Here is a 23,527-nt window from a genome sequence, read left to right on the forward strand (position 1 = left end):
CGGGCCTGCTGCGAAAGAGGGATCCATCCCTCCCTGAACAGCATGGTACGACACGGGGCCCGACCCGGCCGGAACACGCGGACGAGGGTTTTCGCAGCGTATGCACATCGTCGACCGACGCCTGAATCCCGGGGGCAAGAGCCTCCCCAACCGGCAGCGCTTCCTGCGGCGCGTGAAGGACGTGGCCCAGCGCGCCGTGCGCGAATCCGCCCGCGAGAAGGACATCAAGGATCTCGGCAAGGACGGCCGGGTGAGCGTGCCCGCCGACGGCGTGCGCGAGCCGCGGTTCTCCCGCCAGCCCGGCACCGGCCTGCAGGACCACATCCTGCCGGGCAACAAGACCTACGTGGAGGGCGACACGATCGAGCGACCCCCGGGCGGCGGCGGTGGTCGCGGCTCCGGCGAGGGCGGGGAGGGCGGCGAGAACAGCGAGGACGCGTTCCGCTTCGTGCTCACCCGCGAGGAGTTTCTGGAACTCTTCCTCGAGGATCTGGAGCTTCCGGATCTGGCCAAGCGGCGCCTCGCGGTGGTCGAGACCGAGGGGCTGCGCCGGGCCGGCTACACGGTGACCGGCTCGCCCGCCAACCTCGCCCTGACCCGCACCCTGCGCAACTCGATGTCGCGGCGCATCGCCCTCAAGCGCCCCAAGCCCGAGGAGGTCGCGGCGCTGGAGGCCCAGCTCGCGGGGATGCGCGACTCGGACCCGGGCCGGCCGGACGTGGAACGCGCGCTGCTGAAGTTGCGCGAGCGCGCCAAGCGCATCCCGTATGTCGACCCGATCGACCTGCGCTTCCGTCGGTTCGAACCCTATCCGCGGCCGATCGCGCAGGCGGTGATGTTCTGCCTGATGGACGTGTCCGGCTCGATGACCGAGCACATGAAGGACTTGGCCAAACGGTTCTACATCCTGCTCCACATCTTCCTGACCCGCCGCTACCGGCACGTGGAGATCGTGTTCATCCGCCACACCGACCGGGCCACCGAGGTGGACGAGGAGACCTTCTTCGGCTCCCGGGAGACCGGCGGCACGCTGGTGTCGTCGGCGCTGGTGGAGATGAAGCGGGTCATCGCCGAGCGCTACGATCCGAACGACTGGAACATCTACGCCGCACAGGCCTCGGACGGCGACAACGTCTCCTCCGACGGCCCGACCTCGACGGAGCTGCTGCGGGCCCACATCCTGCCGGCCTGCCAGCACTTCGCCTACCTGGAGGTCGGCGACGAGAACGGCCCCCGGGCCGGCTTCGTGGAGCACCGCACCACCCTGTGGCGGACCTACGAAGCGATCGCCAAGGCGGGCGGCCCGATCGCCATGCGCAAGGTCAACCACCGGCGGGAGATCTACCCGGTCTTCCGCGAGCTGTTCGGCCGCAAGGACGCACGGGCCGAGGCGGAGGCGTGACGGGACGCGCCGCCGCGTTTCCCTTCCCGCTCCATGGGGGGAGGGCGCCCGCGCCCCGCGGGCATACGAGACACGCTTCGGTCGATCGGGAGGCTGCATGACAAGCGTCAAGCCACGGACGCCCCAGACCATCTCCGGCGGCCAGAAACCCCTGTTCACCGGCAACGACTGGGACTTCGACACGATCCGGCGCATCCACGACGCCTGCGAGGGCATCGCCGGGCCGGAACTCGGGCTGTCCTGGTACCCGAACCAGATCGAGATCATCACGGCCGAGCAGATGCTCGACGCCTACGCGTCGATCGGCATGCCGCTGTTCTACAAGCACTGGTCGTTCGGCAAGCACTTCGCCCAGCACGAGGCCGGCTACCGGCGCGGCCTGATGGGGCTCGCCTACGAGATCGTCATCAACTCGGACCCGTGCATCTCCTACGTGATGGAGGAGAACACGGCGACGATGCAGACGCTGGTGATCGCGCACGCCGCCTTCGGCCATAACCACTTCTTCAAGAACAATTATTTGTTCCGGCAGTGGACCGACGCGGAAGGCATCCTGGATTATCTGGATTTCGCGAAAAGCTTCATCGCCCGCTGCGAGGAGCGCTACGGCCACCAGGCGGTGGAGCAGGTGCTCGACGCCGCCCACGCGCTGATGAGCCAGGGCGTCCACCGCTACCCGCGCAAGAAGCGGCCGGACCTCGCCTCCGAGCAGCGCCGCGAGCGCGAGCGGGTCGAGCACGGCGAGCAGATCTACAACGATCTGTGGCGGACCCTGCCGCAGAAGACCGGGGCCGTGCGCTCCGACGCGGCCGCCGAGCGGCGCAAGGCCCTGCTCGAACTGCCGCAGGAAAACATTCTGTACTTTTTGGAGAAGGTCGCGCCGCGGCTGCGCCCCTGGCAGCGCGAGATCCTGCGCATCGTCCGCCTGGTGGCGCAGTACTTCTATCCGCAGCGCCAGACCAAGGTGATGAACGAGGGCTGCGCGACCTACAGCCACTACCGGATCATGAATTCCCTGTCCGAGAAGGGGCTGATCACCGAGGCGGCCTACCTCGAATTCCTGCAATCGCACACCAACGTGATCCGGCAGCCGACCTACGACGACCGCTCCTATGGCGGCCACAACCCGTACGCGATCGGCTTCGCGATGATGCAGGACATCGCCCGCATCGTGGAGCAGCCGACCCAGGAGGACCGGGCGTGGTTCCCCGACATCGCCGGCACCGGCGACGCCATGGCGGTGCTGCGCGATTGCTGGGCGAATTACCGCGACGAGAGCTTCATCCAGCAGTTCCTGTCGCCCAAGCTGATGCGCGACCTGCGCCTGTTCCACGTGGTCGACGACCCCGACGAGCCGGAACTGCGCGTCGAGGCGATCCACGACGAGCGCGGCTACCGCAAGATGCGCCGCTCCTTCGCCCGCCAGTACGACGTCGCCTGGCTCGATCCCGATATCGAGGTGGTGGACGTGGACCTGGAGGGCGACCGCCGGCTGATCCTGCACCACAAGGCGCTCAACAAGATCACCCTGCAGAAGGACGACGCCAAGCGGGTGCTCCAGCACCTCGCCGACCTGTGGGGCTACGACGTGGTCCTCAAGGAGGTCGAGCCCGCCACCGGCACGGTGCTGGGCGAGATCAGCGCCAGCGCGCGGCCGATCTTTTTTTGACCAGTGGACCCGCTGCCATCGCGGGCATGCCTCTTGGCGGCACGGCAACGGTTGCTTGAAGAGTGATCGTCCAAAGGCCTACAGCTCGCACGGCCGGTTAAACATCCACTTTGTCATCCCGGGGCCGCGTAGCGGAACCCGGGATCCATAACCGCCGACAGTTCCAAGGTCCTGCACCGACAGCGGATCTGGATTCCGGGCTCGCCTGCGGCGCCCCGGAATGACAAGGCGGTTCATTCTGAACTGTTTTACCAGGCACGCTGAAGTAGATCGGGCTCGCCGCGACTTCAGGTGGATTTAGCGCCCTGACTGGATTGCCCCAGCCCCCCACCCCATGCTGCAAGCAGGCATGAACGCCCCGATCCTCACCCTCGAAGAAACCAACACTTTCCTCGACCGCGAATTCCCGCAGATGCAGGCGGGCGGGCGCGCCTTCCATCTCGAGGCGGTGGGGCCGCTCACGGCGCGGATGCGGATGGAGGGGCAGGAACGCTTCCTGCGGCCGGGGGGCACGGTGTCGGGGCCGGCCATGATGGCGCTGGCCGATTACGCGCTCTACGCGGCGATCCTCGCCAATATCGGCCCGGTCGCCCTGGCGGTGACCACGAGCCTGACCTTCAACTTCCTGCGCAAGCCCGCCCCGGGAGACCTCGTGGCCGAATGCCGCCTGCTCAAGCTCGGGCGGCGGCTGGCGGTGGGCGAGGTCGGGATCACCGCGCCCGGCAGCGACGCCCTCGTCTGCCACGCCACCGGGACCTACGCGATCCCGCCGCGCTAGAGCATGATGACGCTGTCTTGGCAGGGCAGTCGGCGGAGCGGACTCAAACGTCGGTCCGGTCCTGATCAACGCCCGTCCAACTCTCACCCCTCATCCTGAGGTGGCGACGCGCAGCGGCGCCCTCGAAGGAGCCCTCCAGTCTGCTCGCGATCCCTGGAGGGCTCCTTCGAGGCTCGCTTCGCTCACACCTCAGGATGAGGGCGGTGGGCTGGATGAGCGTCGATCAAGATCAAGCCGGACCCTGTCATGTACCGTGCCCGCGGTTAGGCCCCCGGCTGCGCCTCGGTGAGCCGGGCGGCGTAGCGGGCGATCAGGTCGACCTCCAGGTTCAGCTTGTCGCCGGCGCGCCGCTCCCCCCAGGTGGTGACCTGGAGGGTGTGGGGGATCAGCAGCACCGAGAAGACGTCGCCGTCCACGCTGTTCACCGTGAGCGAGGTGCCGTCGAGGCAGACCGAGCCCTTCTCGGCGATGAAGCGCGACAGGCCCGCCGGGGCGCGCAGGGTGAAGCGGTCGCTCGGTCCCCAGGCGCCGGCCGTGACGCTCTCCCGCTCCAGGATTTCGGCGACGCCGTCGACATGGCCGGTGACCAGGTGGCCACCGAGCTCGTCGCCGATCTTGAGGGAGCGTTCCAGGTTGATGCGCGCCCCCGCCGTCCAGCGGCCGACCGTGGTGCGGGCCAGGGTCTCGGCGGCGGCATCCACCGCGAAGACGCAGCCGCCCGCATCCGGCTCCACCGAGACCGCCGTCAGGCACGGGCCCGAGCACGCGATCGAGGCGCCGAGCGCGATGGTGGACGGGTTGTAGGAGGCGCGGATCGCGATCCGGCGCAGGTCGCCTTCGCCCGCGATCGAGACGATGGTGCCGACGTCGCTGACGAGACCGGTGAACATTGTTTTACGACATCCTCTCGTAGGTGGCGGCCTCGTCGGGGCCGAGCTGCAGCCGCTCGGCCAGCGTGAATCTCTCGCTCGCCAAAGCGTCGCTCAGATCCGGGCCGAGCGCCTTCAGGCCGCCCGCCGGGCCGAGTTCGTCCGGTCCCGTGACCAGCGTGCAGGCCTCGATCAGATCGGCCCGCGCCAGGGCATCGGCAAGGCGTGGGCCGCCCTCGCTGCACAGGCGCGTCAAACCGCGCTCCCCGAGATGCGCCAGCGCGGTCGGCAACTCGACGCGGCCCGTGACATCCGCGGGCAGGATGGCGATCTCGACGCCCAGTGCCTCCAGGGCCCGGCGGGCATGGGCGGGGGCCGAGCGGGTGGTGAGGACCAGCGTGGCGGTGTCCCGGGCGGTCCGGGCCAGCACGCTGGCGGGCGAGAGCATCAGGTGCGAATCGATCACGATCCGCAGGGGCGAGCGGGTGCCCAGGCCCGGCAGCCGCACCGTGAGGGACGGGTCGTCCGCCCGGGCGGTGCCGATGCCGATCAGGATCGCGTCGGCATGCGCCCGCCAGAGATGCACCGCGCCGTCGGCCACCGGGCCGGTGATCCGCAGCCGCTCCGGGCCGGCGCCCGCGCAGAAGCCGTCGCGGGTGCGGGCGAGCTTCAGGTGCACCGCCGGCCGGCCGCGGGTCACCCGGGTGATGTGGCCGATATGGTCGCGGGCCGCGAGATCCCGCATCAGCCCGGTCTCGACCGCGACGCCGGCAGCCCGCAGCCGCGCGTGGCCGCGCCCGGCCACCCGGGCATCCGGATCCTCGACGGCGCTGACCACCCGGGCGATCCCGGCGGCCAGGATCGCGTCGGTGCAGGGCGGCGTGCGGCCGTGATGGGAGCACGGCTCCAGGGTGACGTAGAGGGTCGCGCCCGGGCGGCGGCGCCGGCCTCGGCGAGCGCCAGGGCTCGCCGTGCGGCCGGCCGCCGGGCGCGGTCGCCCTGGTGCCGAGGATCCGGCCGGTGCCGGGCTCGACCACGACGGCGCCCACCGACGGGTTCGGCCAGGTGGTGCCGAGCCCGCGCCGGCCGAGCGCCAGGGCGAGGCGCATGAAGGTCGCGTCGTCGCTCATGGCCGGGCGGTCCGGCGGCGGGGCGGTGAATCGGGCTCTTCGGGGTCCTCCGGGGCGGGATCCGGCCCGGCGCCCACGGTGAGCAGGCCGTCGCCCAGGGTCCCGAGCAGGTCCTCGAAATCCTTGGCCTCGCGAAAATTCTTGTAGACCGAGGCGAAGCGCACGTAGGCGACGTCGTCGAGACCTTTGAGCCCCGCCATCACCAGTTCGCCGATCGCCTCAGAGGTGACCTCCGGCTCGCCGGCGCTCTCGAGCTGCCGGGTGATGCCGCTGACCAGCCGCTCGATCCGGTCGGGCACGACCGCGCGCTTGCGCAGGGCCACGTCGATCGAGCGCTGGAGCTTGTCCCGGTCGAACGGCACGCGCTTGCCCGAGCGCTTGAGCACCACGACCTCGCGCAGCTGCACCCGCTCGAAGGTGGTGAAGCGGCCGGCGCAATCCGGGCAGACCCGGCGGCGCCGGATCGCGGCGCCGTCCTCGGAGGGCCGCGAATCCTTCACCTGCGTCTCGGAGCCGCCGCAATAGGGACACCGCATGGGATCTGCACTCGACGCATGGAAACGGCCGCGGACCGGTCGGGTCCGCGGCCGTTTCCTAGACTACACGCGGACGGGCCGGAAGGCCGCCGCGCACCGGCCTCAGCCGTAGATCGGGAACCGGTCGGTCAGGGCGTGGACGCGGCTCTTCACCGAGGCCTCGACCTCCGGATCGCCGGCCTCGCCCTTGGCCACCATGCCGTCCAGCACCTCGACGATGAAGCCGCCGATCTGCTTGAACTCGGCGACGCCGAAGCCGCGCGAGGTGCCGGCCGGGGTGCCGAGCCGGATGCCCGACGTGATCGTCGGCTTCTGGGTGTCGAACGGCACGCCGTTCTTGTTGCAGGTGATGTCGGCCCGCGACAGGGCGGCCTCGGCCGCCTTGCCGGTGAGGCCCTTCCGCTGCAGGTCCACCAGCATCAGGTGGTTGTCGGTGCCGCCCGAGGTGATGTCGTAGCCCCCCGACATCAGGGTGTCGGCGAGCGCCTTGGCGTTCTCCACCACCTGGCGGGCGTAGATCTTGAACTCGGGCCGGAGCGCCTCACCGAAGGCCACCGCCTTGCCGGCGATGACGTGCATCAGCGGGCCGCCCTGGAGACCGGGGAAGATCGCCGAGTTGAACTTCTTGGCGAGCGCCTCGTCGTTCGTGAGGATCATGCCGCCGCGGGGGCCGCGCAGCGTCTTGTGCGTGGTGGTGGTGACCACGTGGGCGTGCGGGAACGGCGACGGATGCACGCCGGCCGCGATCAGGCCGGCGAAGTGGGCCGCGTCGACCATGAAGTAGGCGCCGACGGAATCGGCGATCTCGCGGAACTTGGCGAAGTCCCAGTGGCGCGGGTAGCCCGAGCCGCCGGCGATGATCACCTTCGGCTTGTGCTCCTCGGCGAGGGCGGCGACCTGCTCCATGTCGATGCGCTGGTCATCGCGGCGCACCGTGTAGGAGACCGGCTTGAACCACTTGCCCGAGACGTTGGGCGGGGCGCCGTGGGTGAGGTGGCCGCCGGCCGCGAGGTCGAGGCCCAGGAAGGTGTCGCCGGGCTGCATCAGGGCCAGGAACACGCCCTGGTTGGCCTGCGAGCCGGAATTCGGCTGCACGTTGGCGAAGCCGCAATCGAACAGGCGCTTGGCGCGATCGATGGCGAGGTTCTCGGCGATGTCCACGAACTGGCAGCCGCCGTAGTAGCGCCGGCCCGGATAGCCTTCCGCGTACTTGTTGGTCAGCACCGAGCCCTGCGCTTCCAGCACGGCGCGGGAGACGATGTTCTCCGAGGCGATCAGCTCGATCTCGTGCTGCTGGCGTCCGAGTTCCTTCGACACCGCATCGGCGATCTCGGGATCTGCCTCGGTCAGCGGGGCCGCGAAGAAGCTGTTCGAGAAGTGCTTGTCGGCGGCGGTACCGGCGCTCATGGTCTGCCTCTGTTCTGGAAGGGGCGGTGCCCGGCCTTTCGTCGGCGTGCACGGGCGGGCATTCGTGCGGGATTCCTACACGGGCCGGCCCGTGCCGCCAAGCACAGGCATTTTGGATCGGCGCAAAGAATAATTTGCCGCAGGTGAGATGCTTCGCGCAGGTGGGATGTTTGGCGCTGTCGGCCCGCAGTGGGCGCGCGATCCTAGAAGTGCCCAGAATCGCTTGAAATCAGGAAAATAATCATGGAATAAAACAAGAACGAACGTGATGGGCAGCAGCGCCATGCGAAATCATGACCAGGATCCGACCTTAGCGTATGCCATCGCAGAACTTCGTCTCAGTCTGGCTTTCATTGCCCTTCGCCTTCTAGACATCAAAGCCGGATTCAGACCCGATCAGCCGCGCGACTGCAATGGCCGATGGTGCGGAGGGAACGGCTCGCTGACCGTCGTTCGAAGGGACCGAACGGGCGATGCTCGGATCGACGCTAAGACGGATGAGCTTCTCGATGTTCTCAAGGACGTCGTCGAGAGCACGGAGCCTGGAGAGGGGTTTTTATACGGTCTTCAGATCCATGCGAAGCTGGCAGCGCGGCTGCGTGAATTGGATCTTCCCGGTATTGGCCGGGACGGTGTCGAGCAGAGTTTCGTCGCCGGTGACGTCGTTCGGCACGGTTTTTCAGGAAGCATACGCACGGATGTGCTTCTCCGGGATGGTCGAACCAGCGCCGCGCCAATCAGGGCAATCTGGGACATCAAGACCGGTGAAGAAGGACTATCGCCAAATCGCGTTCGCGCATTGAGAACGGGTGCGGGCGTCGACGAAAGCATTCCGGTTATCGAGATTCATCTTCTTCGGGGTATTTCAGTGAAAAGCCATTTCTCGGTTGCTGTTCGGGTCGGAGTTGGTGACGCATGAGTATGGAAGCGTATGCGCTATGCCCGCGACCGCTCACCAGCAGATCGGAGTGGCAGGCTGCCATTGACGCGCTTGGCTTTGATCTGCGGCTGGGCTCAGAAAAGATCCCCCCTGCTTCGTCGGGACATCTGCCGGCGATGCGGAAAGGTCGGGAGACGGGCTTCGAATGCTCAGTCATCCCGTTGTCGGATCTGACCGAAACCTATGCAGAGATTGATTTCGGTGGCTCTTGGCCTTGCGTGTATGCCTTCAGCTTCGGTGCCATCTCAGAATCGATCGGTGCACTGATTGCGATCGCGGCCTGCGTGAAGCTGGTCGGAGGGCTCGCCTTCTATCCGCAGGAGGGCCGATTGCTGACCGCCGATCAGGCGGTCGAGTACGCGCGCGACACGGTGCCCGCCGCCGAGGATCTGGAGAAGCGGCTTAACGGGGGAGCAGGATGATCCAGCACAGAACCGTGCCCTGACGGAGACCTGTTCTCGAGCGCGTCGCCTGACCGGCCGTGCCTTGGATGGGATTCCCGAAACGTATTCCTCTCAGCCCTGCGCTGAAAGATTCGTCTCCACCAGCACGGTCTCGGTCTCGAACGCGGCGGCATGCCACGTCCCAGCGGGGAAATGGAACACGCTGCCGGCGGCGAACGGCGTGCGGCCCTGCTCGGTCTCGAGGAATCCGGAGCCGGAGATCACCTGCACGAACTGCTCGTGATCGTGGCTGTGGCGCCCCGCCGAGACGCCCGCGGGCACCACGACCCGCACGAGGCTCGCCCCGGCACCCGGGATCGTGCGCTTGGCGACGCCGTTGGCGGCGACGGTCTCTGCGCGGGAGTCCCAGGCGGTCAGGTGGTCGGTCATCGGGGCATCTCCTTCGCCGCGGGAGATGCGTCCCGGCCGCACCGGGTCAACCGGCGCCGTATCGCCGACCGCGCGTCAACCGGTCCCGCCCTCGGGGCCGCGGCCGCGCCGGGGCTTCGGCGGGCTCGGCTCGGGCTTCGGCGGGGCCGGAGCCGCGGGTTGTCCCGACGACGGCCAGAAGGTCTCGAACAGCTCCTGCATCGCCCGGATGTTGTTGCCCTGCACCTCGGCGCCGGTGCGCATCATCTGCTCGATCATCGCGGAGCCCGCCTCGCCGGCCTTTTCCCCGGCCGACTTGGGGGCGGGCTTCGGCGGCGGGGCCGGGGCCACGGTGGCGCCGGGCATGAACGCCTTTGGCCATCTCGCCCAGGCCGGGCCGAACAGGGAACGGCACGGGGGCGGGGGCGCAACCGGCCGGGCCTGCGCGGGCTCGGCCTGCGGCGGGTTGAGCATGACGTGGACGATGCTCGTCACCACGGCGCCGGCCATCATCGGCAGCATCTGGCGCAGCACCTGGGCGCCGACGCCGCTGGTGGCGGAGGCTTGGCGCAGCACCGCCTGCATCAGCGGGGCCGAGCCGAACATCTGGGTGAGGGCTTCGAGGCCCTGGGGCGCGGCGGCGCGGGCGGCCTCGGGCATCCCGAACATCCGGGCGAAGCTGCTCGGGTCGAGGCCGGCGCCGCGCTGGAGCCCGAGGGTCAGGGCCGGCATCAAGGCCTCGAAGGCGCGGGCGGTCTGCTCGGGGCTCAGGCCGAATTGCTGGGCCATCGCCTGGATCCCGGCCTCGCCCTGGGCCTGGAACATCTCGAGCGGGTTGAACATGACGCCTCGTCCCCGTCCCGGTCGAACCGGCCGGGACGGGGCATGGTGACCGGTTGCGCGGCGAAATACCAGTTCCCGCGAGAGGAACTTGTGCTCAGATCGGCCCGCCCCGGACGATCGGGCGGTATTGCGTGCCGGACCGGGCGCCCCGGGCTCAGCTCACCGGCCCGGGATGGGGTGGCCGGCCGGCAGCGGCGGGCGTTCTGCGCCGGCTGCGGCTGCGGCTGCGGCTGCGGCAAGCGCCCGCCCCGCGCCTCCAGCCGGTCGACGGTGCGGCGGGCGAGCAGGATGCCGAGGATGCCGAAGACCAGCGAGCCGAGGCCCATCCCGGCGACCACCCCGCGCGGGCCGTAGAGCGCGGCGCCGAGCATCGCGGGCGGCACGGTGCCCAGCGTCGCCCGGCCCCAGTTCAGCAGGGTCGAGCGGACCGGGAAGCCGAGGTTGTTGAACGCGGCGTTGCCGAGGAACAGCATCCCGTTGAAGAACCAGATCGCCCCGCCGGCGAGGCAGAAGAAGCCGAACAGGTCGCGCGCCACGCCCTGCAGCCCGAACAGGGACGCCAGGGGCTCGCGGGCGAGCGCCAGCAGCAACCAGACCACGGCCACGTAGACCAGCGTCACCCGGACCGCCTCGCGCAGCACCCCGCGCATCCGGTCGAACCGGCCCGCGCCCCAGTTCTGCGCCAGGATCGGCCCGATCGCCCCCGACAGGGCGAACAGGCCCCCGAAGGCCACCGGGGTCAGCCGGTCGATCACGGCGGCGGCCGCCACCGCGTCTGCCCCGTAGCCGGCAAAGAGCCGGGCCAGGAAGGCGCTCGCCACCGAGGGCGCGAGGTTGGTCAGCACCGCCGGCCCGGCGACCGCCGCCAGCACGGGCGCATCGGCGACCATGTCGGCCACCCGCGGCAGGCCGAGCAGATGGTGCCGCATGACCCCGCGCAGGCCCACCGCCACGAAGGTCGCCCGCGCCACGCAGACCGTGATCGCCGCGCCCTCGACGCCGAGGCCGGCGCCGAAGATCAGCAGCGGATCGAGCGCCGCGGTGACGATGGCGCCCGCCAGCGTCACCAGCATGGCCTGCCGGGCCGCGCCGACCGCCCGGAGCAGGCCGGTGAACAGCATGCCGGCGGCGAGCAGCAGGTTCGACGGGAGCGTGATGGCCAGGAACAGCCCCGCCACCCGCAGCGCCTCGCCGCGCGCGCCGATCAGGCTCAGCAGCGGGTCCGACAGGGCGAAGATCAGCGCCGCGATGACGGCCGCGGCCAGGCTCCCCAACCCCAGCGCCGAGCTCGACAGGCGCCGTGCCGCCGCCCGGTCGCCCGCGCCCACCGCCTTGCCCACCAGCGCGCCGGCGGCGATCATCAGGCCGATATTCACCGCGGTGGCAAAGAACTGCACGATCGCCGCGAAGCCGATCGCCGCGGTGAGGTTCGGGTCGCCGAGCTTCGAGACGTAGAACAGCGACAGCAGGTCGACCACGAAGATTGCCATCAGCCCCACGGAGCCGGTGGCGGCCATCACGACCACGTGCCGGAGGATCGAGCCGCTGACGAACCGGCCCGCCGGGGCCGGGGGCAGGCCGTCAGGCATCGGGACGCTCACGCATCCCGGGCGCTGCCTTCCGATTCCAGCTCGGATTCCGGCTCGCCCTCGGTCTCACCCTCGCCGTCGGCTCCGGGCGCGTCGGGCTCCTGCGGGGCGAGGGCGGGCTTGTCGAGGACCCGCTCGGCCGCCTCGCGCCGGTCGTTGCCGATCAGGTCGCGGGTCTCGGTGCTCAAGGCGCGCGCCGGGCGGATCGGCTCGGTCAGCGGCTCGGGTTTCAGCCCGCGGCGGCGCCGCGCATCCAGCCGGCGCCGTCCGGCAGGGCGCCCGCCTGCTGCAGCACCAGGCGGGCGATGTCGCGCTTGCGCACGTCCTCGGCGGGCCGCGGCCACCTCCGGGGACAGGCCGAGCCCCTCCAGCGCCGCCCGCCCGAACGCGAGGGCGGATTCCGCGGTCTCGCGGATCTGGAAGTCGACGTCCCGGTTCATCAGCTCGACGGCGTGCAGGCGGTCGTAGGCCCGCACGAAGGTGCGCACGCTGGCGAATTCCTCGTGCACGATGTCGACGATCTTGAGCGCCCCGGCGCGGTCGTCGACGCAGATGCAGACCAGCTCGACCCGGCCGATCCCGGCGGCGCGCAGCACGTCGAGCCGTGTGCCGTCGCCGTAATAGATCCGGAAGCCGAAGCGCGAGGCCGCGCGCAGCTGCTCCACGTCCTTGTCGATCACGGTGACCGGGATGCCCTCGGCGAGCAGCACCTGGGTCAGCACCTGACCGAACCGGCCGAAGCCGATCACCAGCACCCGGGCCTCGCCGCTCTCGGCCAGCTCCGCGGAGGGCTCCGACACGTCGGGCTGCCCGCGGGCGGTGCGGCGCTCGATCAGCTTGTCGAGGCCCTTGGCGGCGATCGGCCCGATCAGCATGGTGAGCGCGGCCAGCGCCACCGCGAAGCGCGTCGCCGTCGGGCCGGTGAGCCCGAGATCCTCCGCCTGCGGCAGCAGCACGAACGCGAACTCGCCCGCCGGCGCCAGCACGGCCGCGCCGCGCAGCGCCCCGAGCGTGTCCGAGCCGAACAGCCGGAACAGGCCGGCGACCAGCGCGACCTTGACCAGGATCGCCCCCAGCGTCGCCCCGAACAGGGCCGGCCAGACCTCCCGCACCAGGCTGCCGTCGATCGACATGCCGACGCTCATGAAGAACAGGCCGAGCAGCATGCCGCGGAACGGCTCGATCTCCGCCTCGAGCTGGTGGCGGAAGTTCGATTCGGCGAGCAGGATGCCGGCCAGGAACGCGCCCATCGCCATCGACAGGCCGACCTGCTCCATCAGCAGCGCCGTGCCGAGCACCACCAGCAGCGCCGCCGCGGTCAGCACCTCGCGGGCGCCGCTGGCCGCCAGCAGCCGGAAGAACGGGTTCAGGCCGTAGCGGCCGACCAGCACCACCGCCAGGATCGCCGCCACCGCCTTGCCGGTGGACATCGCCGCCGCCCCGAGCCAGGGACCGCCGGCCCCGCCGCCGGCCGTGGCCAAGAGCGGCATCAGCGCCAGGATGCCGACCACCGAGAGGTCCTGGAACAGCAGCACCGCGAAGGCGCGGCCGCCATAGGCGCTGCCGAGGTCGCCCCGCTCCTCCAGGAGCTGCAGCGCCACCGCGGTGGCCGACAGGGCCAGCGCGATGCCGATCACCGTGGCCGCCCCGAGGCTGAGCCCGGCGGCCAGCCCGACGCCGCCGAGCACCAGCGCGCAGGCCACGAGCTGCGCCGCGCCGAGGCCGAAGATGTCCCGCCGCATCGAGACCAGCTGCGACAGGTGCAGCTCCAGCCCGACGATGAACAGCAGCAGCACCACGCCGATCTCGGCGACGCTCGCCGCGGTTTCGGGCTCGGCGATCAGCGACAGGCCGGACGGGCCGATCAGCACGCCGGCCACCAGGTAGCCGAGCACCGCGCTCTGGCCGATCAGCCGGAACACCGGCACGCCGATCACCGCGGCCGCCAGGAAGGTCAGGACCGGCGGCAGGAAGCTCGCATGTTCGACGGGACTCGCCATGCAGGTCTTCTCGGCGGATGGCTTCGGGTTCGTGGGCGCAGGCCCGGCTTAGCGTGCGCGGCGCCGCGATGCGAGATGCGCGGGGGTGCCAATCGGCACAAGCGGGCTTTTCGGCCGGCGGGGGTGCGGGCTCATGAGGGGCCGTCCGGTACCCTGCGCGTTTGATACCAAAACATGGTATCCTCTGGTATCAGGGGGCTGCCATGGCGAAGAACACATCCGTCTCGCTCGGGGACCATTTTGCCGGGTTCATCGATCGTCAGGTCACCGACGGGCGCTACGGATCGGCCAGTGAGGTCGTTCGCGCGGGTCTGCGCCTGCTCGAAGAGCACGAGGTGAAGGTCGCCGCGCTTCGAGCGGCCCTTATCGCCGGGGAACGGTCCGGTCCCGCGGAGGAACTGGACAGTCCCGCGTTCCTGCAGGCGATGCCGGCCGAGTATGGCCGCTAGCCCCGGCGCCCGGTTACCCCCCCCTGGCACGTGCCGACCGGGAAGAGACCTGGCGCTACGCGTTCGGGCTGTGGTCACCGGACCAAGCCGATCGCTACCATCGGGGGATCGTGGACGTGGCCGGCGAACTTGCCACCGGCGCGAAGGTCGGCTGCACCGTCGAGATCCGCGCCGGCTATTTCGATACGCGGTCGGATCGCATGTCATAGTCTACCGGCAGACAGGTGCCGGGATCGATGTCATCCGCATCCTGCATCGGCGCATGGATGTGCCGTCCGGCCTATCCTGACGCGGCTTGATCGCGACCAGCTGAGATTTTCGACCTTCCTCAGTCGAGGGCGCGCACGGCGTTCAGTCGCTGTGTTCAAGAGCGTCATCGCGGGCCAGCGCGTGGCTCTGCTGGAAGCGTTGCTCGGGTCCGGAAGCGCGCGGTCGATCCGGGCGCTGGCGACGTGGCCCTGATCACCCCAGCAGCCGCGCCCGGGCCCGGCGCGAGCCGTCGATGAACTCGAAGCCGCCGGCCGCGCTCAGCATGTGCAGGCGCGAGCCGGGCCAGGCCGCCCCGGGGCCGAGGCGCGTCTCCACGCGCTGCTCGTAGCCGTCCCCGTCGAGGCGCAGGATCCGGGCGAGGCCGAGCGCCGCGCCGTAGCCCTGGCGGCAATCCTGCACCGGCCGGATCAGGGCGCCGTCGCGGGCCACGATCGGTCCCGCCGCCCGGGCCGAGCCGACATCGATCAGCACGGGGTTGCGCGGGTGCGGCGTCCAGGGGCCGCGGAAATGCGGCGCGTGCCAGAGGTGGAGGGTGTCGGAATAGCTCCCCCCGCCCGCCCGGACCGTGGCGAACATCCACCAGCGCCCCTCGTGGTGCAGCAGCGTGGCGTCGCCCGCCACCACGTGGTCGACCAGCACCGCCTCGTGCACCCAGCCCCCCGGGAAGGCGGTCGCCCGATAGAGGTCGATCGTGCCCGAGGCGTGGGATTCCGGGATCATCCAGACCGCCCCGTCCGCCTCGAACACGAACGGGTAGGACAGGTGGGTGTCGAGCTCCAGAACCGGCTCCGGACGGCCGCGCGGCCCGGACGCGTCGAAGCTCAGGGCCGAGATCACGCCCTTGCCGCGGCGATAGTCGAATTCCTCGACGAACAGGGTGACCGACCCGCCATGCGCGATCGCGAACGGGTCGGCGTAGAAGCGCCGCCCGTCGTCGGGCAGGTCGGTCCAGCCGCCCTCGGGGTGGCGGCGCAGATCGATCAGGTCCGGGCCGACGACGCGGCGCCATCCGACCCGCCATTGCGGGCGGTGGAAGCAGAGCGCGTAGAGCCGGCGGGCGATCTGCCGGGCCAGGCCGCCGGCGGCGCGCCGGCTGACGCCGAGGCCGTCGAGGTCGAAGCGCGACGCCGGTTGCAGCGCCGCCCCGGACCCGTCCGGCAGGTGCGTCGAGGCGGCCCCGTCCAGGGCGGCGGCGATCAGCGTGATGGTCCGGGCGAGGTAATCCTCGAACGCGACCAGCATCACCGTGTGGGATTCCGCGCCGAGGCGCCCGACCGCCACCGGGGCACCGTCCGGACCGCGCAGGGCCGCCACCGGCGCATTGCCGGCGAACAGGGCGGCGAGCAGCCCGGCCTCGCCCGGCATCCCGTCGAAATCGAGCCGCCAGACCGGGGGGCCGGTGACGGCGGGATCGTCCGGCCCGCCCGACAGGTCGAGGACGAGGTCGGCGTCGTCCGCCGGGGCGTCCGCCCGTAGGCGGCCAGCGCCACCGGCTCGGCCGGCGTGGCCAGGCCCGGCCGGGGCAGGCCGTGGATCGCCGCCTCCAGGCGGAACAGCAACTCGGCATTGGGCGGCAGCCCCTGCGCGCCCGCGACCCAGGCGACCCGGACGCGCCGGTCGGGACCCTGTCCGAGCTGGTCGAGGAGGCGGATGTGCCAGCCGCGCAGGGTCCGGCGGTCGAGCCGCACGGCGATCCGCAGCAGGACCGGGCGCGGGGCGGCCGCCCGGGGCTCCGGCCAGACCGGCCCGCGGCCGACCCTGGGGGCCGGCCCGTCGGCGCCTCCGATCGCCCGCTCCATCAGACGCACCCGTGCGGCGTGTCGAATCCCGTAGCGACGCTCACCGCGAATCCAGTTCCCGAACAAGCGCGAAGACAGCCGACGATACGGTTGTCGCACGCACGAATGCTATCGCTCCGTAGCACGATCAAACAAGTCTCGTCGCAGGTTCTCCGCGCTAAGCGGTTAATCCGCGCGGAGTCTGTTGATGAACGCGGGAGCCTGCCTCGAACGCATCGCGATAACCCACCGTTACGCAGCCGTGATACCATGCCGCGCGGCGATCCAGGCCCGCCTCGGGAACTCGCGGATCGGCTGAACGGTTCGCCCGTTGGATGTGATGCGGAGACACGACATGACGCGCAAGACGCTGACGATGCCGCTGGCGGCGGCTCTGCTCATCGGCCTCCCGAGCGCGGCCTTCGCCTGGGGCGGCGGTGGTGGCGGCGGTGGCGACAGCGGCAGCGGCCTCTCGCCCTACGCGGCGCTGAGCGGCAACGACCGCTCCGCCGGGGTCAACAACGGCAATTACCGCGACCCCGCCCTGGACCCGTATATCCGCGCCCTACGATCCGGAGGCCGCCGCCCGCGCCGCCACCCGCCGGCCGCGCAGCCGCGCCTGCGCGTGCGGCCGTATTACGGCTACCCGTACTGAGGACGGGTTCGGCCCACGGGCCGATCGAGCCGTTTTCGGCGATCGTACGGGTCCGTAGCGCCTCCCCAGGCCGCGACGGGCCCATTATCCGATGGGGTAGTCCTGCGCCCGTGCAGGAGAGGGGCTTCGCAGACCCTGGACGAAGCGCGGGTTCTCTTCTCCCCGCGCACCGAGCGAGGGGATGCGTATTGGCACCCGCTCGCTGAAAGCGTCGCTCTTAGGTGTACGGACGCCCCGAACGCGATGCGGGAACGTCAAAGCCCGCACGGGACATGCGGGATCGACGCTGCCGGTTGCACGGCCCCGCTCCCGTCCGACGTCAGGAGCGACGCGCGCGCATCAGGATCGCTCCGATGCGGCGGACCGGACCCGCTTGAGCGTCCAATGGCCGCCGGACGGCTTGCAGCCGGTGCCGCGCACGAAGCGGCTGCGGCCCGGGCCGATGACCGAGGCCAGGAAGTTGCGGCAGATCAGGTCGTCGGCCACGTAAGGCAAGCCGGTCGGGTTGACCGCGCCGTGCAGCCCGGTCTCCGGGTTGTCCCACTTCACCGGCCGGCCGTTACCCTGCGGATCGAGGGCGACCGACAGCGCCGCCCGGGCGCGCCGCCAATCCTCCTCGCCGAGGTCGCTGCCGAAGCTCGCGGGCCGTTTCTCGATGCTGCCGGTGACCACGGGCTCCTCGGCCACGGGCGGGTTCGCCGCAGCGGGCTCGCCGCGGAACACCAGCAGCGGCTGGCTGCAGCTGCACAGGAGCATCGCCAGCGAAACGGCCGTCATCGCCACAGGGGCGCGCAACCGTCGGCTTGGCTCTTTACACGCGCATCGCCGCATTACACCTGACTCACGACGGGCTATCCGCTCGACCGAACATGCCGATGTCGGTGGCCCCCTCAGGCCCTGGACGCGGCAGGCAGGAGTCTTGCCGTGGATCAGTTAAGGACCGATGACCCGAGCGCCGGCGCGGTTGCCCCGACCTCGGACTTTACCCTCAGCGACGACCCCGTCGCGCTGTTCGACGCCTGGATGCGCGAGGCCCAGGCCGCCGAGCCGGAGGATCCGAACGCCATGGCGCTGGCCACCGCGGGGTCGGACGGGCTTCCCGACGTGCGCATGGTGCTGCTGAAGGGCTTCGATGCGCACGGTTTCGTGTTCTACACCAACCTCCAATCCGCCAAGGGCGAGGAGCTGGCGCAGAACCCGCAGGCCGCCCTGGTCCTGCACTGGAAGAGCCTGCGCCGACAGGTCCGCGCCCGGGGGCCGGTCTCACCGGTGACGCCGGAGGAGGCCGATGCCTATTTCGAGAGCCGCCGCCGGGAGAGCCGTCTCGGCGCCATCGCCAGCCGGCAATCGCGCCCGCTCGTCGACCGCGCCACGCTGATGGCCGAGGTGCAGGATCTCGCCGCCCGCTACGAGGACGGCCCGATCCCCCGGCCCGAGCACTGGACCGGCTTCCGCATCGCCCCGGTGTCGCTCGAGTTCTGGCAGAACGGCGATTACCGCCTGCACGACCGGGTCCGCTTCACCCGGACCGGCGACGGCTGGAGCCGGTCGCGGCTGTATCCGTAGAAAAAGTCCCGGTTTCAAAAGGTCGAGACCCTTTGCGGGCCCAGGGGAGAGCCCTGGCATCTCGAGGGCTCCGCCCCCCCACCCCCCCCCCCAACCGGGAGAGTATAAACATAAGACCCAGCCCACGAACCCTGGATTTGGCGGTGAGCTTCCCCGGAAACGAAGAGAGCCCCGGCGGAGACCGGGGCTCTCGACGCGACGCGGGATGCGACGAGGCTCAGGCCTCCTCGCCGTCCTTCTTCTCTTCGTCCTCGGCAGCGGCCTCTTCGGCCTTCTCCTCGGCGGCCTCGGCCGACTGCGCCTCGGCGATCGCGGCCTCCTCGGCCTCGACCTCGGCGCCCAGCACGGTCGGCGGCACGATGTTGGCGACCGGATCGGTCGGCTCGCCGGTATGCGTGCCGGCCGGGATCTTGACGTCGGAGACGTGGATCACGTCGCCGATCTGGCGGCCGGTCAGGTCGACCTCGATCGCGTCCGGGATCTGGTCGGGGGCGACCTCGAGGGTCAGGGTGTGGGCGACGATGTTGAGGGTGCCGCCGAGCTTCTTGATGCCGGGGGCCGCGTCCTCGTTGACGAAGTGCACCGGCACCTCGACGGTCACGGTCTGACCGGAGACGACGCGCAGGAAGTCGACGTGCAGCGGGACGCCGGAGACCGGGTCGAGCTGGAAGTCGCGCGGGATCGCCCGGACGGTCTTGCCGCCGGCCTTGATCTCGAACAGCGTGGTCTTGAACCCGCCGGCATAGATCAGGGTCCGCGCGCGGACGAGGTCGATGGCGATGGATTGCGGCGGCTGGCCGCCTCCGTACACGACGGCGGGAACTTGACCCTGGCGACGAACGGCCCGGGCGGCCCCCTTGCCGACCCGGTCGCGTGCCACGGCCTCAAGCGTCTTGACTGCGCTCATGGCGTGATCCTTCAAATGATGGCTGGACCCGGAAAACGAAAAAGCCGCCCGACGCGGACGGCTGTGACCTTCCCGGTGCGCCCCTGCCTCCAAGGGTGTCGGAGGGCGCGCGGTGCGCATACACGGATGGGGGCGGATTGGCAATGTTCGGTGCGCTGTCGCTCGCACCTTGGCAGCATCGCGGGTCGACATGCCCGAGGCCGATTGGCGGCCCGGCCGGCGATTCCTGCCGTTGAAGTCTTCGCCGCGTTGCGCGCCCACCACGCCGAGCGGATGAACGCTGCCAAGCTTGACGCGTGATGGTCGCAGATTCCGGCTCCACGGAAACTGACTCGCAGAGCGTTGCCATGCGGGCGTCGCCCCTTGTCCCGAGCGCATGCGGCGTCAGCGGAATGGGACCCAGCACAGGACGACGCGAGGCGTCCCTTCGCGGCAACGCCGCGTCTCGATGGTGCCGCTTGCGCGGCGCATGGCCTGCGAGGTCCCGGATCGCCGTCCACTGACGTTCCAGGCGTCCGGGCCAGGCGTCCGGGAAAGGGCCGCGCCTCAACCGGCAACAGACTGCCCGTCCAACCGCCCCCTTACGGCCGCAGCCCCGCGAGCGCCCGCCGGGCCCGGCGCCGCTGCAGCCACACGGTCAGGCCGAGCGCGGTGCCGATCACCAGGGCGGAGAACGCCGTCGTGGTGGTGCCGAGCGCGTAGATCTCCGGGGTCGTCACCGTGGTGGTGAGGCCCTGCAGCTCCAGCGGCAGGGTGTTGCGGCCGCCGATCGCCTGGCTGGTGCGGGCGAGCTCGTCGAACGACAGGGTGAAGCCGAACAGCGCGACGCCGACCAGGGCCGGGGCCAGGATCGGCACCACCACGTGCCGCAGGGTCTGCGCCCCGGTGGCGCCGAGGTCGCGGGCGGCCTCCTCGTAGGCGGGGCTGAACCGGTTGAACACCGCGAACATGATCAGCAGCCCGAAGGGCAGCGTCCAGGTCAGGTGCGCCCCCAGTGCCGACGTGAAGAGGCCCATGAACGTGCCGTGGTCCTGCAGGAATCCCCAGCCCGTGGCCTCGGCCAGCGCCTTGACCGCGTCGTCCAGCAGCCGGAACTCCAGACCGATCCCGAGGGAGACCACGATCGAGGGCACGATCAGGCTCGACACCGCCAGGGCGAAGACCAAGCCGGCGCCGGCGAACCCCTTGCGGAAGGCGAGGCCGGCGTAGAACGCGAGGGTGACGGTGAGCGCCATCACCACCAGCCCGAGCATCAGCGAGCGCCGCAGCGCCGCCCAGATGTCGACGACGCCGACCCCCTCCCACAGCTTGGCGAACCAGTGGGTCGAGACCCCGTTCATCGGGAAGGTCAGGCCGCCGGACGGGCCCTGGAAGCTCAGGGTGAGGATCGTCAGGGTCGGCCCGTACAGGAACAGAACGTAGAGGCAGAAAATCCCGGCGAGCCCGTAGAAGGCGAAGCCGCGCGGCCGGTCCATCCTACAGCTCCATCCTCAGAGTTCCCTGCGCAGGTCGATCATCCGGGTGAGCCCGAGGATCATCAGCAGCACGGCGGCGAGCAGCACCACCGCGTTGGCGGCGGCGGCCGGGAACTGCAGGTAGGCCATCTGCACCTGGATCACCTTGCCGACGCTGGCGATCTGCTGGCCGCCCATCATGCCGACCGTGACGAAGTCGCCCATCACGAGCGTGACCACGAAGATCGACCCGATGGCGATGCCGGGCTTGGTCAGCGGCAGCACCACGTTCCACAGGGTCTGGAACCCGGACGCGCCGCAATCCCGCGCCGCCTCGATCAGCGACCGGTCGATCCGCGCCAGGCTGTTGAAGATCGGCACGATCATGAACACCGTGTCGAGGTGCACGAAGGCCAGCACCACCGCGAAGTCGGAATAGAGCAGGCCCTCGATCGGCGCCTTGATCAGCCCGAGGCTGCGGAGCGTGTCGTTGACCAGGCCGTTGCGCCCGAGCAGCGGGATCCACGAGATCATGCGGATCACGTTCGAGGTCCAGAACGGGATCGTGCAGAGCAGGAACAGGCCCATCCGCACCGTGTCCGAGCGGACGTGGAAGGCCAGGAAGTAGGCGATGGAGAAGCCCAGCGGCAGGGTGATCGCCAGCGTCAGGGCGACGAATTTCAGCGTCGAGAGATAGGTCCGGATCGTGGTGCAGAGGTCGGCCGACAGGCAGCCGTCGAACAGGTCGGCGTAGTTCTGCAGGGTCAGCGCCGGGGTGATCGCGTACTCGTTGTACTCCCAGAACGACACCACGGCGGTGAGCAGCAGCGGCACCACCAGGAAGACCAGGAACACCAGGGCCAGCGGCGCCGCCTGGAGGTAGGCGAGGCTGCGGCGCCGGGCCTGGGGGCGGCGGCGGTCGGGGCGGCGGCGGTCTCGGCGGGGCGGGGAGGGGTGAGGTCGTTCACCGGACGGCCTCCGACCCGCGCGCCTCTCCCTCCCCCCTCCACGGGGGAGGGTACCCTGCGCAGCAGGGGGGGAGAGGGGCGGCGCGACGGTTCTGGGTTTCACGCCCGTCGCGACTTTTCCGGATACGGCGCTCCCCTCTCCCGACCCGCTTCGCGGGCCACCCTCCCCCGCAGAGGGGGGAGGGGACCGGCTCTCGGGCAAGCCCGAGAGCTGGGGCGGAGAAGGGGCCAGGCACGGCGCTCACGCGGCGATGAACTCGTTCCACTTGCGCACCATGTAGGTGTTCTCGTCCATCACGGCGTTCCAGCAGGCGACCGAGCCCATGCGCTGGTCGAAGGAGCCGCCGTCGCGGGTGGCGCCGGCCTTCTCGATCAGGGTGCCGTCCGGGCCCAGGATGTCCCTCTCGGCGGGCTTGCCCTCCATCCAGAACGCCCACTCGTAGGGCTGCATGTTCGCCTGCGCGGTCTCGAGCACCGCGGAATAATAGCCCTGGCGGTTGAGGTAGGCCCCGGCCCAGCCGGACAGGAACCAGTTGATGAACGCGTAGGCCGCGTCGAGCTTGCGGCCGCTCAGGGTCTTCGGGATGCCGAAGCCCTGGGCCCAGGCGCGGTAGCCTTCCTTGAGCGGCTGGTAGGTGCAGGGCACCCCTTGCGCCCGCACCTTGGTCACGGCGGGCGACCACATCGACTGGATCACCGTCTCGCCGGACGCCATCAGGTTCACGGATTCGTTGAAGTCCTGCCAGAAGGCCCGGAACTGGCCGGCGCGCTTGGCCTCGATCAGCACCTTGATGGTGCGGTCGATCTCGGGCTTCGTCATGTTGCCCTTGTCGCCGTAGGTGTAGTCGCCGGTGGCCTCCACCACCATGGCGGCGTCCATGATGCCGATGGAGGGGATGTTCAGGATCGACGCCTTGCCCTTGAACTCGGGGTTGAGCAGATCCTTCCAGCTCTCCACCGGCCGCTTGATCAGGTCGGGCCGGATGCCCAGCGTGTCGGCGTTGTAGGTGGTCGGGATCAGGGTCAGCCACTCGGTCGGCGCGGACGCGAAGGTCTTGGCGGCCTGACCCTCGAGGTAGAACACCTTCTTGGGCGCGGTGCCCTGGTCGCCGATCCGCTTGCCGGCCACCTCGCCCTTGGTGAACACCGAAGAGATCTTGTCGGCGAGCGCGATCCGCCTGGCGTCCAGGCCGCCCAGGTTGCCCGACGGGATGATCTTCTTGAGGCTGAAATACTCGGTGTCGACCAGGTCGAACGAGTTCGGCTGGGTGACCACCCGCTTGGTCACCTCGTCGGTCACCACCGGGATGTACTCGAGGGTGATGCCCAGATCCTCCTTCACCTTCCGGGCGATGTCCGCCGACTGGCTCACCGCGGTGCCGAGGTAGCGCAGGGTCACGGGCTCGGCCGCGTGCACGGCCGGGAAGCCGGTCACCGGCGTCGCCGCCAGGGCCGCGGCGCCTTTCAGGAGCGTGCGCCGGCTCGGCTTCGAGAACGGATCCATG

At 70.3% G+C, this 23,527-nt stretch carries 19 protein-coding genes and 4 pseudogenes; 9 read left to right on the forward strand and 14 right to left on the reverse strand.

Going from position 1 to position 23,527, the window contains the following annotated elements; translation table 11 throughout:
- The first annotated feature begins 100 nt into the window (after window positions 1-100).
- The 3 genes from FVA80_RS25940 to FVA80_RS25950 all read left to right on the forward strand — a co-directional run bounded on the left by FVA80_RS25940 (window position 101) and on the right by FVA80_RS25950 (window position 3,849).
- Window positions 101-1,402, forward strand: a complete 1,302-nt coding sequence (locus FVA80_RS25940) for a YeaH/YhbH family protein (protein ID WP_147908460.1) — start codon at window positions 101-103, stop codon at window positions 1,400-1,402.
- 97 nt (window positions 1,403-1,499) lie between these two features.
- Window positions 1,500-3,071, forward strand: coding sequence for a SpoVR family protein (locus FVA80_RS25945; RefSeq protein ID WP_147908459.1), 1,572 nt, complete (start codon window positions 1,500-1,502; stop codon window positions 3,069-3,071).
- Between the two features lie 349 nt (window positions 3,072-3,420).
- Entirely contained in the window at window positions 3,421-3,849 is a 429-nt protein-coding gene (locus tag FVA80_RS25950) for a PaaI family thioesterase (protein ID WP_147908458.1), read from the forward strand.
- Window positions 3,850-4,112: 263 nt separating this feature from the next.
- On the opposite strand, the gene FVA80_RS25955 is transcribed toward FVA80_RS25950, so the two are convergent.
- The 4 genes and pseudogenes from FVA80_RS25955 to glyA all read right to left on the reverse strand — a co-directional run bounded on the left by FVA80_RS25955 (window position 4,113) and on the right by glyA (window position 7,791).
- The gene (locus FVA80_RS25955) at window positions 4,113-4,739 is read right to left on the reverse strand and encodes a riboflavin synthase (RefSeq protein ID WP_147908457.1); all 627 of its coding nucleotides are present in this window, start codon (window positions 4,737-4,739) and stop codon (window positions 4,113-4,115) included.
- A 4-nt stretch (window positions 4,740-4,743) separates the two neighbouring features.
- Window positions 4,744-5,848, reverse strand: a pseudogene (ribD, locus tag FVA80_RS25960) (bifunctional diaminohydroxyphosphoribosylaminopyrimidine deaminase/5-amino-6-(5-phosphoribosylamino)uracil reductase RibD).
- On the reverse strand, window positions 5,845-6,384 hold the full coding sequence (nrdR, locus tag FVA80_RS25965; RefSeq protein ID WP_147908455.1) for a transcriptional regulator NrdR: 540 nt from the start codon (window positions 6,382-6,384) through the stop codon (window positions 5,845-5,847). Before nrdR ends, ribD begins: the two are co-directional and overlap by 4 nt.
- A gap of 102 nt (window positions 6,385-6,486) precedes the next feature.
- Window positions 6,487-7,791 carry a serine hydroxymethyltransferase gene (gene glyA / locus FVA80_RS25970; protein ID WP_147898955.1) on the reverse strand — a complete coding sequence of 435 codons (1,305 nt, stop codon included), beginning with the start codon at window positions 7,789-7,791 and terminating at the stop codon, window positions 6,487-6,489.
- Window positions 7,792-8,059: 268 nt separating this feature from the next.
- Here glyA and FVA80_RS25975 point away from each other — a divergent pair, with 268 nt between their 5' ends.
- Both FVA80_RS25975 and FVA80_RS25980 read left to right on the forward strand, forming a co-directional pair.
- Window positions 8,060-8,710: a hypothetical protein gene (locus tag FVA80_RS25975; protein ID WP_147908454.1), complete on the forward strand. Its 651-nt coding sequence runs from the start codon at window positions 8,060-8,062 to the stop codon at window positions 8,708-8,710.
- Window positions 8,707-9,153 carry a hypothetical protein gene (locus tag FVA80_RS25980; protein WP_147908453.1) on the forward strand — a complete coding sequence of 149 codons (447 nt, stop codon included), beginning with the start codon at window positions 8,707-8,709 and terminating at the stop codon, window positions 9,151-9,153. Before FVA80_RS25975 ends, FVA80_RS25980 begins: the two co-directional genes overlap by 4 nt.
- Before the next feature lie 93 nt (window positions 9,154-9,246).
- Here FVA80_RS25980 and FVA80_RS25985 read toward each other — a convergent pair whose 3' ends face one another.
- From FVA80_RS25985 to FVA80_RS26000, 4 genes and pseudogenes are all read right to left on the reverse strand, one after another.
- Window positions 9,247-9,564 (reverse strand): cupin domain-containing protein, encoded by a 318-nt coding sequence (locus FVA80_RS25985; protein WP_147908452.1) that lies wholly within the window; start codon window positions 9,562-9,564, stop codon window positions 9,247-9,249.
- 75 nt (window positions 9,565-9,639) lie between these two features.
- The gene (locus tag FVA80_RS25990) at window positions 9,640-10,386 is read right to left on the reverse strand and encodes a DUF937 domain-containing protein (RefSeq protein ID WP_147957897.1); all 747 of its coding nucleotides are present in this window, start codon (window positions 10,384-10,386) and stop codon (window positions 9,640-9,642) included.
- On the reverse strand, window positions 10,311-11,975 hold the full coding sequence (locus tag FVA80_RS25995; RefSeq protein WP_246692149.1) for an MATE family efflux transporter: 1,665 nt from the start codon (window positions 11,973-11,975) through the stop codon (window positions 10,311-10,313). The genes FVA80_RS25990 and FVA80_RS25995 overlap by 76 nt, the downstream gene beginning before the upstream one ends.
- Window positions 11,976-11,983: 8 nt before the next feature.
- A pseudogene (locus FVA80_RS26000) lies at window positions 11,984-13,975 on the reverse strand (monovalent cation:proton antiporter-2 (CPA2) family protein).
- A 203-nt stretch (window positions 13,976-14,178) separates the two neighbouring features.
- Here FVA80_RS26000 and FVA80_RS26005 point away from each other — a divergent pair.
- Together FVA80_RS26005 and FVA80_RS26010 are read left to right on the forward strand one after the other, a co-directional pair.
- A complete protein-coding gene (locus FVA80_RS26005; protein ID WP_147908448.1) occupies window positions 14,179-14,424 on the forward strand; it encodes a type II toxin-antitoxin system ParD family antitoxin in 246 nt (81 codons plus the stop codon).
- Entirely contained in the window at window positions 14,414-14,713 is a 300-nt protein-coding gene (locus FVA80_RS26010) for a type II toxin-antitoxin system RelE/ParE family toxin (RefSeq protein ID WP_246692150.1), read from the forward strand. Before FVA80_RS26005 ends, FVA80_RS26010 begins: the two co-directional genes overlap by 11 nt.
- A 173-nt stretch (window positions 14,714-14,886) precedes the next feature.
- Here the strand turns inward: FVA80_RS26010 and FVA80_RS26015 are convergent.
- Window positions 14,887-16,493: pseudogene (locus FVA80_RS26015) on the reverse strand (formyl transferase).
- 334 nt (window positions 16,494-16,827) lie between these two features.
- Between FVA80_RS26015 and FVA80_RS26020 the strand changes: the two are divergent.
- Window positions 16,828-17,127: a hypothetical protein gene (locus tag FVA80_RS26020; RefSeq protein ID WP_147957898.1), complete on the forward strand. Its 300-nt coding sequence runs from the start codon at window positions 16,828-16,830 to the stop codon at window positions 17,125-17,127.
- A 339-nt stretch (window positions 17,128-17,466) separates the two neighbouring features.
- Here the strand turns inward: FVA80_RS26020 and FVA80_RS26025 are convergent, their stop codons facing one another.
- Window positions 17,467-17,958, reverse strand: a complete 492-nt coding sequence (locus tag FVA80_RS26025) for an RT0821/Lpp0805 family surface protein (RefSeq protein ID WP_246692151.1) — start codon at window positions 17,956-17,958, stop codon at window positions 17,467-17,469.
- 93 nt (window positions 17,959-18,051) lie between these two features.
- Here FVA80_RS26025 and pdxH point away from each other — a divergent pair, with 93 nt between their 5' ends.
- Window positions 18,052-18,693 carry a pyridoxamine 5'-phosphate oxidase gene (gene pdxH / locus FVA80_RS26030; protein ID WP_147908444.1) on the forward strand — a complete coding sequence of 214 codons (642 nt, stop codon included), beginning with the start codon at window positions 18,052-18,054 and terminating at the stop codon, window positions 18,691-18,693.
- A gap of 217 nt (window positions 18,694-18,910) precedes the next feature.
- On the opposite strand, the gene FVA80_RS26035 is transcribed toward pdxH, so the two are convergent.
- The 4 genes and pseudogenes from FVA80_RS26035 to FVA80_RS26050 form a co-directional block, all read right to left on the reverse strand.
- Window positions 18,911-19,600: a 50S ribosomal protein L25/general stress protein Ctc gene (locus tag FVA80_RS26035; RefSeq protein WP_147908443.1), complete on the reverse strand. Its 690-nt coding sequence runs from the start codon at window positions 19,598-19,600 to the stop codon at window positions 18,911-18,913.
- A gap of 581 nt (window positions 19,601-20,181) precedes the next feature.
- Complete coding sequence (locus tag FVA80_RS26040; protein ID WP_147856256.1) at window positions 20,182-21,075, reverse strand: ABC transporter permease subunit; 894 nt, start codon at window positions 21,073-21,075, stop codon at window positions 20,182-20,184.
- A 15-nt stretch (window positions 21,076-21,090) separates the two neighbouring features.
- Window positions 21,091-22,022 (reverse strand): annotated as a pseudogene (locus tag FVA80_RS26045) (ABC transporter permease).
- Window positions 22,023-22,263: 241 nt separating this feature from the next.
- Window positions 22,264-23,526 carry an extracellular solute-binding protein gene (locus tag FVA80_RS26050; protein ID WP_147910396.1) on the reverse strand — a complete coding sequence of 421 codons (1,263 nt, stop codon included), beginning with the start codon at window positions 23,524-23,526 and terminating at the stop codon, window positions 22,264-22,266.
- Between the last annotated feature and the right edge of the window lies 1 nt (window position 23,527).

Origin of the sequence: Methylobacterium sp. WL1, from assembly GCF_008000895.1 — a bacterium.
In the GTDB taxonomy this organism is placed as follows: Bacteria; Pseudomonadota; Alphaproteobacteria; order Rhizobiales; family Beijerinckiaceae; genus Methylobacterium.

Excerpts from the sequence above, each read along its gene's own strand:
- FVA80_RS26050 (WP_147910396.1), bottom strand. The coding sequence starts at position 23,526 with ATGGATCCGTTCTCGAAGCCGAGCCGGCGCACGCTCCTGAAAGGCGCC.
- FVA80_RS26025 (WP_246692151.1), bottom strand. The coding sequence starts at position 17,958 with ATGCGGCGATGCGCGTGTAAAGAGCCAAGCCGACGGTTGCGCGCCCCT.
- nrdR (WP_147908455.1), bottom strand. The coding sequence starts at position 6,384 with ATGCGGTGTCCCTATTGCGGCGGCTCCGAGACGCAGGTGAAGGATTCG.
- FVA80_RS25950 (WP_147908458.1), top strand. The coding sequence starts at position 3,421 with ATGAACGCCCCGATCCTCACCCTCGAAGAAACCAACACTTTCCTCGAC.
- FVA80_RS25980 (WP_147908453.1), top strand. The coding sequence starts at position 8,707 with ATGAGTATGGAAGCGTATGCGCTATGCCCGCGACCGCTCACCAGCAGA.
- FVA80_RS25995 (WP_246692149.1), bottom strand. The coding sequence starts at position 11,975 with ATGCCTGACGGCCTGCCCCCGGCCCCGGCGGGCCGGTTCGTCAGCGGC.
- FVA80_RS25945 (WP_147908459.1), top strand. The coding sequence starts at position 1,500 with ATGACAAGCGTCAAGCCACGGACGCCCCAGACCATCTCCGGCGGCCAG.
- FVA80_RS26020 (WP_147957898.1), top strand. The coding sequence starts at position 16,828 with ATGACGCGCAAGACGCTGACGATGCCGCTGGCGGCGGCTCTGCTCATC.
- FVA80_RS26040 (WP_147856256.1), bottom strand. The coding sequence starts at position 21,075 with ATGGACCGGCCGCGCGGCTTCGCCTTCTACGGGCTCGCCGGGATTTTC.
- FVA80_RS25955 (WP_147908457.1), bottom strand. The coding sequence starts at position 4,739 with ATGTTCACCGGTCTCGTCAGCGACGTCGGCACCATCGTCTCGATCGCG.
- glyA (WP_147898955.1), bottom strand. The coding sequence starts at position 7,791 with ATGAGCGCCGGTACCGCCGCCGACAAGCACTTCTCGAACAGCTTCTTC.
- FVA80_RS25975 (WP_147908454.1), top strand. The coding sequence starts at position 8,060 with ATGGGCAGCAGCGCCATGCGAAATCATGACCAGGATCCGACCTTAGCG.
- FVA80_RS25940 (WP_147908460.1), top strand. The coding sequence starts at position 101 with ATGCACATCGTCGACCGACGCCTGAATCCCGGGGGCAAGAGCCTCCCC.
- FVA80_RS26010 (WP_246692150.1), top strand. The coding sequence starts at position 14,414 with ATGGCCGCTAGCCCCGGCGCCCGGTTACCCCCCCCTGGCACGTGCCGA.
- FVA80_RS26035 (WP_147908443.1), bottom strand. The coding sequence starts at position 19,600 with ATGAGCGCAGTCAAGACGCTTGAGGCCGTGGCACGCGACCGGGTCGGC.
- FVA80_RS25990 (WP_147957897.1), bottom strand. The coding sequence starts at position 10,386 with ATGTTCAACCCGCTCGAGATGTTCCAGGCCCAGGGCGAGGCCGGGATC.
- FVA80_RS25985 (WP_147908452.1), bottom strand. The coding sequence starts at position 9,564 with ATGACCGACCACCTGACCGCCTGGGACTCCCGCGCAGAGACCGTCGCC.
- FVA80_RS26005 (WP_147908448.1), top strand. The coding sequence starts at position 14,179 with ATGGCGAAGAACACATCCGTCTCGCTCGGGGACCATTTTGCCGGGTTC.